Origin of the sequence: Plantibacter sp. MCCC 1A11337 (genome assembly GCF_013349365.1) — a bacterium.
GTDB lineage: Bacteria > Actinomycetota > Actinomycetes > Actinomycetales > Microbacteriaceae > Plantibacter > Plantibacter flavus_A.
The window spans coordinates 328,340-344,886 of the sequence record NZ_JABJWX010000003.1; the positions used below are offsets into that span (position 1 = coordinate 328,340).

Here is a 16,547-nt window from a genome sequence, read left to right on the forward strand (position 1 = left end):
GCCATGCGCGCCAGCCATTTGCGCGTTCGGGTAACGAAAATGACCGGAAACAGTGCTTCGGAGCGTCCGGCGGCGTGGATTGGTTTGACGTCGAGATAATCGTCCGGTCGTGCTGAGCGCGTCACGCGGCGCGCAGCCTCGGCTTTCCGCCGCGTCGCGGGATGCGATGCGGATCGATGTGTGCGGGCGGGATGAACCAGGGCACGTGGTCGCGCACGATGACCTCCCATCCGTCGTTGTGGATGCGATGGTGATGGAAACTGCACAACAGGATGCCGTTGGACAGGTCGGTCGGTCCGCCTCGTGACCACCAGACGAGGTGATGAGCCTCGGTATACGACGGTGGATGGGTACAGCCGGTCCAGGCGCAGCCGCCATCGCGCTCGGCGAGGGCCATCTTCTGCCCCTTGGTGAACAACCGTGTGCCGACTCCGAGGTCGAGCACCTGGGACGGCCCGCCGAGCACCATGGGGATGATCCGTCCGTCGGCCGCCATGCACCGTGCGGTGCCGGCGGAGATCGGTTCGGAGACGCCGTCGATGTAGGCCCTGCCGTCGGACCACTGGCCGTCGTCGGCCAGATCGGGTTCGTCCATGCGGATGATGAGGGAGACGGGCGCCAGTTCCATGACCGCCGACTCGCAACCCGCGGCGTGACGGAAGACCCCGACGAGTGCTTCCACGCGGCGTTCGTCCATCGTGCGGGTGTCGGGCATCTCTGCGGCCGGAACGTAGGTATCGTCGAGGGGATCCGCGGAGGGTAGCTCACCGCTGGTTGCTGCCGCCGCGGCCGTTTCATCGGAGGGGTCGACGAACCGGACCTGCCGCAGCTGCTTGCCGACGACGGCGTCCATCGTGGCGCGGACCCATCCCGCCGCCTCGGGTGCGAGGAAGGCGCGGAGCTCGGTCATGCCGTCGGGGAGTTCGCGGAGGGTGCAGCGCTGCTGCTTCCGGAGCGCGATCTCACGCGGCACGGGGCCGTCTTGGTCGAGGCTGGTGCGGACGAGCTTGGCGAGGCTGCCGACCTCGGCCAGCGGCGCACCGTCGCTGTGCTCGATGCCGGCGCTGACGGCACGGTGGACGCGTTCGTCGTCGACACCGGAGCCCACCAGTCGCAGCTCGCGCAGCAGGATACCCGCGCCCTCGACACTGAGTGCGGACCGGACGAAGCGGGATGGGGCGGCCGTCTCGTCGTGGTCGACCGTGCACGTCGGGTTGTCGCTTTCGGACAGCGGCAGGCAGGGCGCGTCGGCGGCGGGCCGGGGTTCGATGGCGGCGGCGATCTCGGGGCGGTCGCACTCGATGACGTCGCCGGTGAGGGCGCGCTTGGGGGTGATCGCCTGGGCGACCGAGGTGATCGTGGCGGCTCGTCCGCGAGGGATGCGCCAGCGTTCCGAGAGCATGACGGCCGGTGTCGCGTACCCGTGGCTGCGGGCCAACGGCTCGTGGCCGACGATGCCGCCGCGGGAGCGCTCCGACACCGAACCCATGACCCGAGCGGCCAAGACCTCGACCACGTGCTGCACCGCACCCAGCTGGTCGAGGACGCGGACCACGCCGGCGTCGTTCATGCCGGCGAGCTGCTCGATGGCGTCGTCGCCCGGGCGGATCGGGTCGAGCGCGCCCGACCAGGTGCGGAGGAGCTCGGACACCGTCTCGCCCAGCGTGCCCAAGGGGTCGGCGGAGACCGGACCGAGGGGATCGCGTGGGCTGCTGGACATGGGACCATCCAAACATGAGCCACTGACATTCGAACGCCGAGCGATTCCTCCGCTGATCTGGGATATTTAGCCAACGTCTGTTGCGTGCGGATGTCTTGCCGGGCTCGGCGAGAGGGAAGCGAGTTCTCGCGTGGCCCGCGTACACTCGCCATATGCGCCCCCTCGCCGACCGTGAGCGTGACCTCCTGGTCGCCTTGATCGCCCGCGGCACGGAGCACGGTGGTGATCGGGTGATCGCCGCCTCCGATCGAGAACGGTGGGCGGGACACCTTCCAGGCGTCATGGTGCACGGGACATGCGGGTGCGGCACGTGTCCCTCGATCGACCTTGCCCCTGAGGGCTACGACCGGCCGACCACGGCGCGTCAGACGGTCCTCGAGGCGAGTGCGTCGAACGCGTTCCTCCTCCTCTTCATCGAGGACGACCGGCCGACGTACCTGGAACTCGCCCCGTTCGGCGATGAACCGATCACCGAGTTCCCGCCGGTGGCGGACGTCCAGTTCTGAGGTCGCGGGTCGGTGGGCTCGCACCTCTCGACGGGGGTCGCCACCCTTCGACAGGCTCAGGGACCGTAGGGGGCTCAGGGACCGGGAAAGGCGCTCGGGAACCGGGTGGGGTGCTCGGGGGCAGGGAAAGGCGCGCCAGGACCGGGAAAGGCACGCCGGGACCGGGAAAGGCGCACCGGGACCGGGAGTGGTGCTCAGAGGCCGGGAGCGGTGCGAAAGACCGAAGCGTTCGCATCCGTCACGATCCGGCTCGGTCCCTGAGCCTGTCGAAGGGCACCACCGCCCGAATCAGTCCCGCGTGCCGAACAGACCTTCGCCGTGCTTCGTCAGCACCTCGTACGCGTCGGCGTAGTTGTCCGGCAGCGGGGCGCCGGGTTCGTACTTCGCGAGGAGGATTCCGATCAGTCCGAGAGCCGGCGGCGTGAGCGGTCGCTTGCGGTCCTTGTCCTTGTCGGTACGGGCGTTCGCCTCGGGGTTCGGCGGCACGTAGGCGGGCGTCACCGTCGGCCACAGCACCGGTTGCCTCGGTGAGGTGAGGTTCACGGCGTTGAAGATGCTCGTGGCGGTGCGGTCGCGTTCGGTCAGCGGGTCGAGTCCGTGCAGCTCGGCGAGGGTCTTCATGAGTGAGCCATGATGCATCTCCTCGTTGATGACGCTGCCGGCCTTCGTGTACGCGGAGATGACGATGGTCGGCACCCGCAGTCCGAGGCGGTCGAAGGTGAAGCCCATCTCGCCCGCCTCCGGCTTGCCAGACGGCGGGGTCGCCTCAGGTGGCGCAACGTGGTCGTAGATGCCGCCGTGTTCGTCGAAGGTGACGAGCATGACCGTGTTCATCGCGTTCGAGCCGGTGGTCGACGCCCCGTGCTTGATCGCCGTGTAGACCTCGCCGAGGAGCTGCTCGCCGGCGCGCATGTCGGAGTAGGCGGAGTCGAGCTCCGGGTCGAGGTCGTCCCGGCTCGGGTTGTCGGGACGGACGACCGGCGGGTGCATGTCGTTGTGGTCGAACACCATGCGTGGTTCGACGAAGGCGTAGTCGGGCAGGTTTCCGTTCGCCGCGTCCTCGTGGAACTGCTCCATGCTCCGGAAGTTGCTCTTCCAGTACTGCTCGATCGACGGTGCGCTCAGGAGGCCGGTGAGGGAGACGACCTGTTGAGCGTCGTAGTAGACGCGCCAGGTCTTGCCGGCCTCCTCGAGTCGGTTGAACACGGTGGGGACGGCAGGTGCGCTCAGCCACTTGCCGATGCCGTCGCCCTCGATGTTGGTGACGTAGCCGTGGGAGGTACTCGCGTGGAAGAAGGAGCGGTTGCAGAAGGTCTGGGAGGGGACCGCCGCGTACCAGTGGTCATAGACGCCGAAGTTCTTGGCGAGCGTGGACAGCACCGGCAGCATCTCGGGGGAGAAGCCGCCCATGACGGTGGAGTACTCCTCGGGCGTCGGCTTGCGTCCGCGGGCGAGCGTCGAGTTGACGATGTAGTCCCTGACGAAGCCGTCGTTCTTGGGGGAGGAGGTGTCGGCGGGGAGGTTCCACGGCGGCTGGAGCGGGTTGCGGAGGTCGCCGTTGCTCTCGGGGTCGATGGTGCCGAAGAGCTGCGTGTTGACGTGTGGATAGAACTCGCCGGGGTCCGGGTCAGGTTGCGCCATGATCTGGTCGGTGGGGCCCGTGTAGACGTGGGCGCGGACGGCTTCGCCGGACTCACCGGGGTTGCTGTAGTCGCCCTGGGCGAGGCCGTCGAAGCTCTGGCCGGCGGGCTCGCCTCCGGCTGGGTACAGCCATCCGAGCATGTGGTCGAAGGAGCGGTTCTCGAACATCACGACGACGACGTGGTCGAACCCCGGTTCGCTGCGCTTGGGGAGCGGCGTGAAGCCGTAGTCCTCCTGCGGGTTGGACGCGGTGGCGGCCGCCATGCCACCGGCGACGGCACCGCCAGCTGCGAGACCCGCGACGCCGAAGCCCGCGGCGCGGAAGAAGTCGCGGCGGGAGGTGGGGCGTTTGGGGTTGGGATCCGGGGCATCCTCGGCTGCCGGCGTGGAATCTCTGCCTACTGCCATTCTTGCCCTCACTCTCGACGGCACTACCGTGCTCCCAATAGCGTAGGCCGCTTCGAAGAGATCCACGTGAGAGCGCCGGCGCTTCGCGCTGGCTGGGGGCGATCTTGTGGCCAGGTTGCACGCCGGTGCGAATCCGGTTTGTCAGAGCTCCGCACCGTGAGAAACCGCTGCAGCCGGCTACCCGCCGATGGCTGATAGCACCGTAATTCAACTGCTCGTGCGGTAGCCTCCGGTGACGCAAACGAAACCTGGGGAGTTCCACTTGTCGCGCAATGCCGCTTTGCCAACACTTGAGCTCGTGTTCAACCCCAAGCTCAACGCCTTAAACGCGATTCGTTTGCTTCTTGCCGCGAGCGTCATCGTTGCGCACTCGTGGCCGCTCACCGGAAGAGAGTTCTCGGGACCCCTCATCACGCTCGGGGTGGACGGATTCTTCATCCTGTCGGGATATCTGATTGCGGGCAGCTGGGCCCGTCGGCCAGATTGGCGGGCGTTCCTCCTCGCGCGCGCGCGGCGCATCCTTCCCGGCTTCTGGGTTGCGCTCCTCGTTACCGCTTTCGTGCTGGCGCCAGTCGGAGTTGCGCTGCATGGGGGTAACGGATGGAAGCTGATTTCCTCTGGAGAGTCAATTTCATACGTCGCGCAGAATGCGGCGCTCTACATATTCCAACACTCCATCGGGAGCACTCCGAGCGGCGTACCGTACCCGGGCGTCTGGAACGGGTCGTTGTGGACGCTCCAATGGGAGGCATTCTGCTACTTGGGGCTGCTTGCCCTCGGCCTCACCGGGTTGCTCGCGCGCAAATGGGTCGTGCCAGTGCTCACTGTCGGCTGCTGGGCGCTCTACATGGCTCTACAGGGCCGACTCGATGCAGACTCATTCGTGCTGAGCCGTCTGGCAGACGGCCTTCGGTTTGCCCTGCTGTTTCTAGCTGGTGTCTTGATCTTCAAGATCGGCCGACGATTGCCTGTGACCTGGCCGATCGTTACTTTGGCTGCTGCGTTATTCGTCGGATCCCTGTTTCTGCCTGACTATCGGACTCTTGGTGTTTGGCCGTACGCGTACCTCTTGGTCTCCGTCGGCGCACTGACGAAAGTGCGGTGGCTCACGATGAGGAACGACCTCTCGTACGGTCTTTATATTTACGCCTTTCCGATTCAGCAAGTAATGGCTGGAACAATCCTCGCGAGCTTGCCGGTCGCGGCGTTCGCCGGTCTCGCTGTGGCTTTCACCATTCCGTTGGCTGCGGCAAGTTGGTTCTTCGTGGAAAAGCCGTCATCAAGACTCTTCACCCGACGGAAGCCGGATCTGGCACCAACCGTTGGACCACTGTCATCTGCGACAGGCGAGCCTCGCTAGAGTGCGCTCTCGGTCGCGGCGCACCATGCGCGCTGTGGCGCCCGTCTCGAGCTGCGCGGACGTAGCTGGATGGGCCGCGGAGGCAACCTCAGGCGAGGTGCGCGTCGCGCGGCTGTCGTTTCAGGAGAATGGGGCAGATCGGCCGAGAACGGCGAGGGTATCTATCGGCGTGACTTGAATGCTCGTCTGACCGCCGAGAGCTGAATGAGGAGAACTGTTGCCTCCGCACCGATCTCTCCGAGGAGAGCCCCGAGCGGTCCGAAATGGAAGGCCAGTAGAAGGATTGCTGGAACGCCGACCAGCGCGCCTGCGAGTGCACTGAGGCTGATTGCGCGGATGTTACGTAAGGCGACAAGGGCGATGTTCCCGGTGGCGCGGGACACGCAAACGATGAAAATCATGCAGCCGCCAAGGGCGCTCAGGGTGAAGGATACGGTGACGACTCCCGAGAAGAGTATCGAACTGGCCCACGGGGCTAGCGCCGCAAACACCGCTCCCGCAGCGGCCCCCATGATTGCGTTCAGGAGTATGGAGCGAGTAGCGCGCCTGAGTCTGAGTTCGCGATCTGGCGCACGACCGACCCAGCCCTGCATGAAGTTTGGGATCGATTGCAGGACAGTCAAGGTCATCCGCTGCAGTCGCTCGATCGAGGCAAATACCGCGACCGATTGCGGAGAGACAATGCTGACAAGGGTGATGGGTAGGGCGATGTAGAGAGCGCTGACCGCTCGTCCTGAGAGGGCAACCATCTGGAGGCGGATAGCGATGAGGATCCGACTTCCGCGAACGGTTCGGAAATCGCCGAACCTCACTCGAGTCAGCAGGAGCGCTAGGACCGGTGAAGCGACGGATGGAATGAGGATCGCCAGGCCATAGACCAACAGCGGCGCACCGAGGCTGATCGCCACAGTTGCGATGATCACCGCGACAATTCGAGGCAAGGAGTCCGTAATCATGATCTTCGAAGGTGAACCGGTCCCGACGAAGAACCAAGACGCCGTCAGCCCAACTCCGGTTGCTCCGACTGCGACAAGAGCCGCGGCGATCTCGTAGCCCGGCGCTAGCAGCACCGAAACAACTGCAGCGATCGGCCCTATGACGACAAAAGCAAGGCCCTTCGTCGCAAGCGAGGTCGCCAAGATCTGACGCTGATTCGCCGCTCGTGCTCGTGCCACCCTCTGCGGTCCGTTGAGACCCCAGCCCAATTCGACGAGGACGCCGCCGGCTGCGCCGACTGATTGAGCGATCGCGACTGCTGCCCATGCGAGGGCCCCGAAGTTGGAAGTGATCGCGGGTAGCGCGATCAGCGGACTGATCGCGCCAAGCATCGGGAGAACCAGAAATCCGAAGAGTCGACGGAACGTCTTCGCATTCATCGGAGAGTGTCTTCCAGGAGACGGAGCTTCTGCGGCAACCTCACTGGCCGCCTTCTGGCCGCTGGAAAGATGACACCACCCGCTCGCAGGCTTTGCGGAAGAGCTCGCTGTTGGCCTCAATCGTGAAGAGGTCGAGCGCCTTGCGCCGCGCTCGAGAGCCGAGCTCCCGGCGAACGAGAGGATCGGTCAATTGCTCCAACGCGTTTGCAAGGGCAGGCACCGATGATGGTTCCACCGTCAGACCGCCGGACCCCACTGCCCAGGTCATGGGCTCGATGTCGCTCACGATGACCGCGCGGCCGGCGAGCATGGCGTCCATCAACTTCGCCGGGAGCTGGCCATGGGCGTATCCGTCGTCTTTGCTCGGGATCACGACGATGTCAGCGTTCTCGACCAGCGCGAGGCCCTCGTCGAAGGAGGTCATTCCGACCCACTGCTCCCAGGGCCGAGCGTCCTCGGGAGCTTCGTCGGTGAGCTTGAGCGTGATGCCAAGATCCTGACGGTTCGCGACCGCCTCACGCAGGATGTCGACGCCTTTGTGCTTCCGATTCGTTCCGACGAATGCGATGGAGGGCTTGGAGCCGGTGTGCGGTGCGCCGAAACCGCGGTCGTCGCGAACATGGGGGACGACGGGCCCGCCGTAAATGGCTTGGAGGACCGGATTGCTCACGATGGTGTCCGCCTGCAGAGCGAGCCGTTTCAGCTCCGTGTTCTTCCGCACGGCGCTGAATTTCAGGATGCCCTTCGCGAAGCGGCGCAACGGGCGCCGCCACGACAACGCGGCTTCGAGATCCGGGTCATCGACATCGAGGAGAAGTGGCCGTTGCGCGGCGCGTGCGAGCCGTCTTGCGCGCCCGAAGGACGTCTCCACCGGCTTGACCGCGAGGACCAGGTCGGCAGCTTCGACCGCCGCAAGAAGTTCTGGGTCGTCTTCGTCGACCGTGCGACAGTTCGCGGCAAAGTCCCCGCCGCGGAGTGGACCCCAGATCTCGCCACCGCGTGGTGCGAACACCTGCGTCTCCCAGCCGTTGGCCCGCATGAGCAGCCAGAGGCAGTAGGTGCGTCCAAGTGAGTTCGACGTGATGTCGGGGGTGAAGATCGCGATTCTCATGCGTCGTTCTCACGTCGCGAGAGCTCCGGGAAGCGCAGCCGACCCATACAAGATGCCTTTCAGGGCGAAGCGGAAAGAAACGGCATGATCTCAGCACTGTCCTGAGCGTGATGGTGCGTCTCAGACTACCAACGGGGTACACCATTGAACGTCGCATTGCTCGTTCGGAGCGCCTGTCATTCTGCGAAGCGTCACTCGTGCGCGCGATATCGGAGAGAACTCCCGGGGCCGCTGGTCAGGTGAGTCATACTGGACCCGTGAACAATCGCGGGGTGGTCTGGGGGATCGGCGGTGCTATCGCCACTGCGGTCCTCGTGCTTGCCTGCCTTCGTTTTCTCTCACCGGTGATCTCCCTGCTGCTCCTTGGGGCTGGTCTGCTGATCGTGTGGGCGCTGTTCAAGCCGCTCCAAGCGGCGTGCGTCCTCGCCTTCTTGACGGCAGCGTTCCCGAAAGCCGGAATCAAGGTCGACGGATTCCCCTTCCCTGTGTTCTTGTTCGGGCTCATCCTCGCCATCGCTCTCGCCACGATCGCACTCGGATGGAAGCGTCGCGCCCCGACGATGGACATCTTGCTGCTGATCTACCTGGTCTGGGTCCTGTGCCGGGTCGTCGCAGTCGGACTCCCGGCCGGTTTCACACCTGCATTCCAGTTGCTCGCCTGGTCGGCGATCCCCGTCGTCCTCCTCGTCATCACGACTCATCTCAAGGGTGACGGGACGCCCATCCGAAAGAGCTTGGAGCGAGGATTCCTGGTTGCCTGCGTGTACGCGCTCGTCCAGTTCGTCGGTGGAGTCGTCGAGACGGCGATTCCCGGCCTGTCCTACGCACTTGGCGATGACATCCTGGAGAAGAACAACGTCATCTACTCAAGCACCGTCGCCGACTTCTCGAAGATCCCGTCCACCTACCAGAACGGGAATATCTTCGGGCTGGCGGCCGCGGTGTTCTTCTCAGCCGCACTGCTGCGGATCGCGAAGAAGCAATCCAGCGTGCAAGACGTCGTCGTCCTCCTGGGGGCGCTCGCGGCGATCGCGCTTTCTGGCTCAAGGACGGCTATCCTCGCTGCCGCGATCGTGACGCTTGTCGTGTTCCTGCGAGGAGGAAGCCTCAGTCGCAAACTCGCCATCTCCGCCGTGGCAGTGGGCGTCGTGATGACCGTGGTCACGATCCAGCCAGGCTTCATCGAGCGGTATTCCATTGACAACATCCTCGCATCGGGAGGCGCCGGCAGAAGCGATGTCTGGTCGATGGTGTTGTCGCAGCTGACACCGCTCGAGTACTTCTTCGGGATGGCGACCTGGCGAACTCCCGCAGAGGGGGTCATCGGGATGATGATGCAGATCGGCATCTTCGGGATGATCCTGCTCGTCGCCATCATCGCGCGTTCCATCTCTCGCCGAAGCGGCATGTGGGTCGTGTGGTTGACGCTCGCCATCGGAGCGAGCATCGATTCCAGCTACATGCTCTTTCCGACCTGGTTCATCCCCGCAGCGCTCGCGGCCGCAGCGGTGACGGTCCCGGCCCGTGCTGAGGATCAGGTGCAGCTGGCAACGCGGCAGTCGACGTCTTCGACCAGGGCGATAGGCCCGTCCCAAGCTGTGACCCGGACACCCTCGGTCTGAGATTCGCCTCGCCACAGACCTGCCACCTTGATGTCAGGTGACGGCCGGCGGATGCCACCGAGTCTCCTGCCGCGATCAGATCGCCGGGATGAACAACCACCGATCGGCGGCAAGCCGGCCGTCGATGTCAGGAAGGTCAGCTAGTACTGCCGAGCGCACCCGCCGGGACTGGAGGGCGTGGACGACTGCGGACGCAAGGGCGCTTCGCGGAGCGTGAGGTGCCAGCACCTGATGCCCGTGATTCTCGAGCCAGCCAGCTATGCCGGTTTCCGTGCTCGCGACGATCTCGGTTCCGACACTGAGGCCCTCGACGATCGGAAGGCCGATCTGCTCCTTCCAGTTGGTGAAGGGTTGCGACAGCAGGACGGCCACGTCGGCGTGACGCTGCGCCTCGAAGATGACGTCGCGGGTGGGGTCGATGATGACCGTCGTACGCGGAGCAGTCTTCGCCCATGTGAGCACCTCCGCCTCAAGCGGCCCTTTGCCGAGGATCTGCAGCTCCGCGTCCGGGAAGGCGACCACGACGTCCGACCAGCTGTCCATGAGCTGGCGAATGCCCTTCCGTTCGTCGAGCGCACCCACGAACAGCACCTTGGATGCTCGCTCCTCGTTGTCGACGGCGAGCGCGGACGGGTGGGCCGTCGGCAGGCCCCAGATCAAGGTCGTTTCCGGTGGACGACGCTTCATCCGGGCGCCAAGGAGGGCTTCGTAGTTCGTCTCCGCGTCGGCGGTGCCGAAGACGACCCGAGTCAGCGATCGGTAGCAGAATCCGACCGTCAGACGCAGCAGGGCTCGGGTGACGGCAACTGGCAGATGTGTACTTGCGGCGACCTTTCTCGGCAGGTCGGCATTCTCGATCGCGTAGGTCACGAGCTGGGTCGGCTGTCGATGCAACACCCGGCCGATTCGGGCTGCCGCCGAGAGCACAAGGTTCTGCGGCAGCGCGCTCGGTGCGTACGGTTCGACGATCTCCAGCTTCGAGTAGGTGCCTTTGAGAACCAGCGCCGCGATGTGCAGGAATGAGGTCTGTTCGACCCGGACCCCTGCAGGAGCTCGGGTCATATCGAAGTCGTACATCGGTTTCTGATAGAAGAAGTCGCCCGGGGCACTGTCGTGCAGCCGCTCGAGGTGCGTCGTTCGCGCGCCGCGGTAGTACCGGGCGATGGGTCTCTGAGTCATCGGGGCCAAGCGTCCTTCGTCACACGTTCGAAAGCAGGCTGTTCCGTCTGGCGCAGGCCGTCTCGATACGCCAGCCAGAGGTCACCAGCGAAGCGGAATCGGCCTGCGGCGACGCGTTTGCCCACACGCAGCGTCGCGCGGATGGCGGACGCCAGGAGGAAGTGCCGCTGACGCGCAGCGACACGGCCGAGTCCATACGCCGAGTAGAGCTGGACTCGGTCGCCGGCGATGCTGTGCGACGACGAGACCGCATGAGCGACGGTCGCGTCGGGTGCGGTCGCAATCCCGAAACCAGCGGCGCGGGCGCGGTAGCCGAACTCCACGTCCTCCCAGTACATGAAGAAGGTCTCGTCCAGCAGGCCGATCGTCTCCAGAAGTCGTCGGGAGACCAGGACGCACGCCCAGGTCACGAAGTCGGGGCTCGTCGATCCCGCCGTCTCGTCGATCCGCAAGGGGAACCCGATGCTCGGACCGAGCGCCTGGAGTGAGCCGTCCTCGTTGAGGATCGCCGGGCCGACGATCCCCACACTCGCATCGCGTTCGACCGCGGCCAGCATCGCGGACAAAGCCCCCTCATGCAGCCGAGCGTCGTTGTTGATGACGAGCACGAAGTCTGCGCCAGCGTCGAGGGCATAGCGCAAACCGATGTTGACTCCAGCGGAGAAACCGCCGTTCTCCGGACGTTCGAGCAGGACGTGATCCGGAGCGTCCGACGTGTCGAGCGCTTGCCGAAGCGTGCCGTCAGCCTCGTTGTCGACGATGACGATCTGGTTCAGGCCACCGTCCTGCGCGAGCGAGGCGATGCACGCAGTCGTATTCACGGCGTCGCGCCAATTCAGGACGACAGCGGTGATCGACGGTTGCGGCGACGAGACCGCTTCAGGAAGATCCATCAACGCTCTCGCAGCACGTTCGAGACGATCTCGGCCGTCCGGTCCCAGCTGTAGCTCGCCGCCGGAGCCGTGGCACGGGGTCGCCCAGTGAGTGCTGCGCGGAGGGTTTCGGCCCAGGCCAGGTCGTCGTGCGCATCACCGACCGGGAACCCCTGCCCACTCGAGATCTCGGCGATCGACTCGCAGCCCTCCCAGAAGATCACCGGGGTTCCGCAGGCGATGCTCTCGACCGCCGGAAGGCCGAACCCCTCGACCAACGACGGGAAGACTGTCGCGACCGCGCCCCGGTAGAGGTCGGCGAGCTCCGGATCCGTCAGCCCGCTTCGCACCTCGACGCGATCGGCGACACCGAGTTCCGCTGCACGGCGCTCGGCGCCCTCACGGTCGTTCATGACGACGACGAGCTTAGCTTCGGGAACGCGAGCCAAGGCGCGGAACACCACGTCGACGTTCTTGTGCGCCCGCAGGTTCCCGACGTAGAGGAAGTAGGGGACGGAGTCTTCGGTGGTCGGGGCCTCAGCCGCATGGAACGCCTCCGACAGCCCGTTGCCGGCGTTGACGACCTGGACGCGATCGTCGTCGACCCACTCCTCGATCGCTCGCTTCGACGTCTCAGACACGGTCAGCACCAGTCGGTTCCTGCGGATGATCGGGCGCAGGACAGCCGAATAGTGCGCGAGGTACACGGCACGACGGTTCGTCGTCGGGTGCAGATGGATCAGGTCGTGGACGGTCACCACCTGTGGCGAGCGCGCGAGGAAGCCGTTGTAGCCGGGGGAGTAGATCGTCTCGCCGCCGGGTGTCCGGCGCACGCGAAGGAAGTCCTGCGGATCGGACGGCTTGCCGCCGACCTTGAGCGCCGACCACTCGACGCTCAGCCGCGGGAGCACTTCGGACGCATAACGACCGATGCCGTGGACGCCGCTCCACCTGGTGTCGGCAAGGATCATGAGGCGAGGGTCCGATCGGTTCCGTCTGTGCGGGCGGAGTGACCGACCCAGTCCGTGAGCTTGGTGGCGAAGGCAGCGGAGCCGAACAGCGCGTTGACGCGCTCCTGAGCCGGAGTCATGTCGACGAGGAGGGCGCGCTCGACCGCTTCGCGCAGCGTCGCGTCGTCGAGCGCGTCGACGACGACACCGCCGTCGATGGCGAGCACGCTCTCGGACGCGCCACCTTCGGAGAGCACGAGCGTGGGCGTACCCAGGGCCATCGCCTCGACGGGCATGATGCCGAAGTCCTCGACGGCCGCGAACACCAGGAGTGACGCCGCCTGGTAGAGCGCGAAGAGCAGCTCGTCGCTCGGTCTCGTCATGATGATGACCGGCACCGTCGCGGCATCCGCCAGGGCTTGTAGCTCGGCGTGCTGCGGACCAGCGCCCGCGAGCACGACCGGCAGGCCGGCGAGTTCGCCGGCGCGGATGGCGACGTCGAGCCGTTTGTAGTCGACGAAACGGGAGGCACCGAGGACGTACTCGGACGGCAGCGTCGAGAACAGGTACGCGTCCTCGGCGCTCAGGCGGTCCGCCCAGGACGGCACGCTCTGGAGGTACTCGACACGGACCGGCGGGTGGATGACTTCCGCCTCGACGCCCCACGAGCGCTCCATCCGCTGGCGGATGTAGTCGCTGTTGGCGGCGAAGGTCGCGCCGTCCTGTGCGCGCTTGCGGTCGACTCGACGGAGTGCGGGGGCGAGGGCCCGCGCCGCGAGGTTGCCGCCGCGGACGTCCAGCTCGGGGGCCCAGAGGTATCGAGCAGGCGTGTGGACGTAGACGAACCGCTGCGGTCCGTCGGCAGGCTGTCGCCCGCCGGCGTGATGCGCGAACGCGTGCGAGCTGATGAGGACGAAGTCGGCGGCGGAGACCTCGGTCCGGGCCCAGGTGATCGGCATGAACGGCAGCGCGGCCGCCTTGCTCTTCCGCAGGGGCGTGCGCGCGATCCAGGATTCACTCACAGTGTGGCCGGGGAAGCGGTCGGGCGCGTTGCTCCACAGGCAGTGGATGTCGGCGTCGGGATAGGCGGCGGCCATCGCGTCGACGACGTTCTCCGAGCCACCGTGGCGCTCGATCCACTCGTGGATGATGAGCCCCGCCATCAGTGGGCTTCCTTGCCCGGAGCCACGACGGCCCGGATGGTGCGCCAGAGGATGATGACGTCGCCTGTCAACGACCAGTTCTCGACGTAGTACAGATCGAGGCGGATCGCGTCCTCCCAGCTGAGCGCGGACCGCCCGCTGACCTGCCAGAGGCCCGTCATGCCGGGCTGCACGATGAGGCGGCGCTTCGCCGCGGAGTCGTAGAGCGCGACCTCGCCCTCACGCTGCGGGCGCGGACCGACCAGACTCATGTCGCCGCGGAAGACGTTGATGAGTTGAGGGAACTCGTCGAGCGAGAACTTCCGCAGGGTGGCGCCGACACGGGTCAGGCGTGGATCGTTCTGCACCTTGAACAGCGGGCGATCGCTCGTGCCCTGTTGGGCGAGCAACGCGGCGAGCTCGGCGTCGGCGTTCACCCGCATGGATCGGAACTTGAGCATGTTGAAGGGCTCGCCGTTCAGGCCGATGCGTTCCTGGCGGTACAGGACCGGACCGGGGCTGGTGAACTTCACCAGGAGGGCGACCACCAGCAGGATGGGCGAGGCGACGAGCAGGATGAGGCCGGAGCCGAGGATGTCGAAGGCGCGCTTGGAGAAGCGCTTGCGCCCTTCGTATCGAGGAGTCTCCACGTGGATGAGTGGAAGGCCGGCCACGGGGCGGGTGTGGATGCGCGGGCCGCCGACGTCGGTGAGGCTCGGCGCGACGATGAGATGCTGGCGCCCCGGTTCGAGACTCCAGCTCAATTCGCGGACACGCACCGGCGTCAACTCGTCCGAGCTGGTGATGATGACCGTATCGGCCCGTGTCGCCGCGAGCGCCTCGAGGACGGTGTCCACTGTTCCGGACACGGGGATGCCCGTGTCGCCGAGCGTTCCGCCGATCTTGCCCGTCGGAACGCAGGCACCGACCACTCGATAACCGGCGTCCATGTTGCGGGTGAGTTCTTTGGCGATGTGCTCGGCCGAATCGGCCGATCCCACGAGCAGTACCAGCGACGCGTAGCGACCGTGGGCGCGCTGCACGGACAGCCACTGGCGCCACATCCACCGTGACAGCAGCAGGACGAGGATCCCCAAGGGGAAGGCCAGCAGGAAGTATCCGCGCGCGAGATCGAGCTTCACGAGGAAGGCGATGATGGCGATGATGCCGAACAAGCGGATACTCGCGTCGGCGATGAGCCGGTACTCCGCGTTTCCACTTCCGACCACTCGGTACTCCCGGGTGCCGAAGATGCGAAGCGTCACGAGCCAGGCGACGATGAGGGTGATCGAGATGACGGTGTAGTTCACGACGACGCGTGTCATGTCGAAACCGACCGAGGTCGTCTCCTGATCGAAATCGAACCAGAACAGTTGGGTTCCGAAGACGATCCAGATGAGGACGATCGCGTCGGTGACCGCGAGGCGCCGGGCATAGACCCGGCGCCAATCGCGCACGACAACGCGAGCTGGGTCGGGGGGAGTGCTCGCAGGCGTCATTGGCAGCGGCACGGAAGGCTGCGACAGCATGCGGTCTCCGTGGTGGAACACGTAAGTACTACGGGTGACGAGGGAAGAGCTTGGTGCTTCGATACGGGGATGTATCGGGACTGCTGCTGAGACTATCGGTGAAAATGTGCAACATCTGTCCTCCTTTTTGCGGGTGACCCCCGGATTGGTGACAAATGTAGGGATAACCCTAGCCCCAGGTGACGCCGCCGTCCGCCGAGCGGTACAGCTGGTCGCCGACCCAGAGCCATGCGCCCTGGCCAGCGATCGTGAGAGCGGCTGGTGCGGACGCGTCGGCTCCGTCGATGCAGCCGACGAGCGGGGCGCTCGCGAACGCCGCGGGAACCCCGTTGATCGCCAGCGCGCCCAGGCCGTTGCACCCGGGAACACCACGGGCTACGAACATGAGGCGCTCGCCCTCGGAGGCCAGCGCGTGCACACCGGCGTACGGGGTGGTGACCCACGACCCGGTGGTCGGGTCCCATTCCGCCAGGACGGCCGCACAAGCAGCCACGGTCCTGTCGGTCGTCGCGCTCATGACGTCGACGGTTGGGCAGGGGAGCCCGACTCCTTGGCCCGCCACGACGATGGCAGCGTCATCAGGGGTCAGGTAGCTGATCTCGCCCGGCAGAGCGGCATCCGGTGCCCAAGAGTCACCGGCATCCGAGGACGAGAAGCCTCCGACTGCGCAGGCATCACCGGTTGCACCGATGATCTCGATTTCCCCATCGTCGCCGGCCGTGAGAGCGAGCACCTGACGGAGGTCGAATGCGTTCGTCGCCAGCGGCGTCCAGGTCGCCCCGGCGTCGACGCTCCGCTCGACGACTGCCGGCGTCGAAGAGCAGGCGCCCGCAGTGGCACGCCAGAGGGTCTGGCCGTCCACCGTGGTGATGAAGCGCCTGCCGTCCGCTGCTGCGTCGCCCGTCGGTTCCGCCGATGCGCCGGGCGTGGATTCCGGCTCCGGTGTCGTGTTGAAGGTGACGAGTGGCCGCGGCGTGCGGTCAGCCGTCGGTGCGCTATTCGCTGTGAGAGCGAGCCCGACGAGGATCACATCGACGATGAGGAACAGCACCAGACCGACGACGACCAGCACACGTTGGCTGGAACTCAGAGAATCGCGCCACCGCGACCGGACGTTCGCCGATCGGTATG

The 16,547-nt window shown here is 65.9% G+C and carries 13 protein-coding genes; 3 read left to right on the forward strand and 10 right to left on the reverse strand.

Annotation, left to right across the window (positions count from 1 at the left end; translation table 11 throughout):
* Positions 1-121: 121 nt before the first annotated feature.
* Positions 122-1,720, reverse strand: coding sequence for an HNH endonuclease signature motif containing protein (locus HOW07_RS13330; protein ID WP_175117426.1), 1,599 nt, complete (start codon positions 1,718-1,720; stop codon positions 122-124).
* A gap of 152 nt (positions 1,721-1,872) precedes the next feature.
* On the opposite strand from HOW07_RS13330, the gene HOW07_RS13335 reads away from it, so the two are divergent.
* Positions 1,873-2,226: a hypothetical protein gene (locus HOW07_RS13335; RefSeq protein WP_175117427.1), complete on the forward strand. Its 354-nt coding sequence runs from the start codon at positions 1,873-1,875 to the stop codon at positions 2,224-2,226.
* A gap of 288 nt (positions 2,227-2,514) precedes the next feature.
* On the opposite strand, the gene HOW07_RS13340 is transcribed toward HOW07_RS13335, so the two are convergent.
* Positions 2,515-4,275 (reverse strand): alkaline phosphatase family protein, encoded by a 1,761-nt coding sequence (locus tag HOW07_RS13340; protein ID WP_175117428.1) that lies wholly within the window; start codon positions 4,273-4,275, stop codon positions 2,515-2,517.
* Positions 4,276-4,573: 298 nt separating this feature from the next.
* Here HOW07_RS13340 and HOW07_RS13345 point away from each other — a divergent pair, with 298 nt between their 5' ends.
* Positions 4,574-5,635, forward strand: coding sequence for an acyltransferase (locus HOW07_RS13345; RefSeq protein ID WP_167620512.1), 1,062 nt, complete (start codon positions 4,574-4,576; stop codon positions 5,633-5,635).
* A gap of 161 nt (positions 5,636-5,796) precedes the next feature.
* On the opposite strand, the gene HOW07_RS13350 is transcribed toward HOW07_RS13345, so the two are convergent.
* Both HOW07_RS13350 and HOW07_RS13355 read right to left on the reverse strand, forming a co-directional pair.
* Positions 5,797-7,011, reverse strand: coding sequence for a hypothetical protein (locus HOW07_RS13350; protein ID WP_175117429.1), 1,215 nt, complete (start codon positions 7,009-7,011; stop codon positions 5,797-5,799).
* A gap of 40 nt (positions 7,012-7,051) precedes the next feature.
* Positions 7,052-8,122, reverse strand: a complete 1,071-nt coding sequence (locus HOW07_RS13355; RefSeq protein WP_175117430.1) for a glycosyltransferase family 4 protein — start codon at positions 8,120-8,122, stop codon at positions 7,052-7,054.
* Positions 8,123-8,379: 257 nt separating this feature from the next.
* Here HOW07_RS13355 and HOW07_RS13360 point away from each other — a divergent pair, with 257 nt between their 5' ends.
* A complete protein-coding gene (locus HOW07_RS13360; RefSeq protein WP_153303510.1) occupies positions 8,380-9,744 on the forward strand; it encodes a hypothetical protein in 1,365 nt (454 codons plus the stop codon).
* Between the two features lie 75 nt (positions 9,745-9,819).
* Here HOW07_RS13360 and HOW07_RS13365 read toward each other — a convergent pair whose 3' ends face one another.
* From HOW07_RS13365 to HOW07_RS13390, 6 genes are all read right to left on the reverse strand, one after another.
* A complete protein-coding gene (locus HOW07_RS13365) occupies positions 9,820-10,923 on the reverse strand; it encodes a glycosyltransferase (RefSeq protein ID WP_175117431.1) in 1,104 nt (367 codons plus the stop codon).
* Positions 10,920-11,816, reverse strand: a complete 897-nt coding sequence (locus HOW07_RS13370) for a glycosyltransferase family 2 protein (RefSeq protein WP_254628346.1) — start codon at positions 11,814-11,816, stop codon at positions 10,920-10,922. The genes HOW07_RS13365 and HOW07_RS13370 overlap by 4 nt, the downstream gene beginning before the upstream one ends.
* On the reverse strand, positions 11,816-12,766 hold the full coding sequence (locus tag HOW07_RS13375) for a glycosyltransferase family 1 protein (protein WP_175117433.1): 951 nt from the start codon (positions 12,764-12,766) through the stop codon (positions 11,816-11,818). Before HOW07_RS13375 ends, HOW07_RS13370 begins: the two co-directional genes overlap by 1 nt.
* The gene (locus HOW07_RS13380; RefSeq protein WP_175117434.1) at positions 12,763-13,908 is read right to left on the reverse strand and encodes a glycosyltransferase; all 1,146 of its coding nucleotides are present in this window, start codon (positions 13,906-13,908) and stop codon (positions 12,763-12,765) included. The genes HOW07_RS13375 and HOW07_RS13380 overlap by 4 nt, the downstream gene beginning before the upstream one ends.
* Positions 13,908-15,344 carry a sugar transferase gene (locus HOW07_RS13385; protein ID WP_371743681.1) on the reverse strand — a complete coding sequence of 479 codons (1,437 nt, stop codon included), beginning with the start codon at positions 15,342-15,344 and terminating at the stop codon, positions 13,908-13,910. The genes HOW07_RS13380 and HOW07_RS13385 overlap by 1 nt, the downstream gene beginning before the upstream one ends.
* A 241-nt stretch (positions 15,345-15,585) precedes the next feature.
* Positions 15,586-16,488 carry a hypothetical protein gene (locus tag HOW07_RS13390; RefSeq protein WP_175117436.1) on the reverse strand — a complete coding sequence of 301 codons (903 nt, stop codon included), beginning with the start codon at positions 16,486-16,488 and terminating at the stop codon, positions 15,586-15,588.
* Between the last annotated feature and the right edge of the window lie 59 nt (positions 16,489-16,547).

What these genes read in the sequence shown, in the direction of transcription:
- HOW07_RS13370 (WP_254628346.1), bottom strand. Translation starts at nt 11,816, where the DNA reads ATGGATCTTCCTGAAGCGGTCTCGTCGCCGCAACCGTCGATCACCGCT.
- HOW07_RS13380 (WP_175117434.1), bottom strand. Translation starts at nt 13,908, where the DNA reads ATGGCGGGGCTCATCATCCACGAGTGGATCGAGCGCCACGGTGGCTCG.
- HOW07_RS13350 (WP_175117429.1), bottom strand. Translation starts at nt 7,011, where the DNA reads ATGAATGCGAAGACGTTCCGTCGACTCTTCGGATTTCTGGTTCTCCCG.
- HOW07_RS13375 (WP_175117433.1), bottom strand. Translation starts at nt 12,766, where the DNA reads ATGATCCTTGCCGACACCAGGTGGAGCGGCGTCCACGGCATCGGTCGT.
- HOW07_RS13355 (WP_175117430.1), bottom strand. Translation starts at nt 8,122, where the DNA reads ATGAGAATCGCGATCTTCACCCCCGACATCACGTCGAACTCACTTGGA.
- HOW07_RS13340 (WP_175117428.1), bottom strand. Translation starts at nt 4,275, where the DNA reads ATGGCAGTAGGCAGAGATTCCACGCCGGCAGCCGAGGATGCCCCGGAT.
- HOW07_RS13330 (WP_175117426.1), bottom strand. Translation starts at nt 1,720, where the DNA reads ATGTCCAGCAGCCCACGCGATCCCCTCGGTCCGGTCTCCGCCGACCCC.
- HOW07_RS13365 (WP_175117431.1), bottom strand. Translation starts at nt 10,923, where the DNA reads ATGACTCAGAGACCCATCGCCCGGTACTACCGCGGCGCGCGAACGACG.
- HOW07_RS13335 (WP_175117427.1), top strand. Translation starts at nt 1,873, where the DNA reads ATGCGCCCCCTCGCCGACCGTGAGCGTGACCTCCTGGTCGCCTTGATC.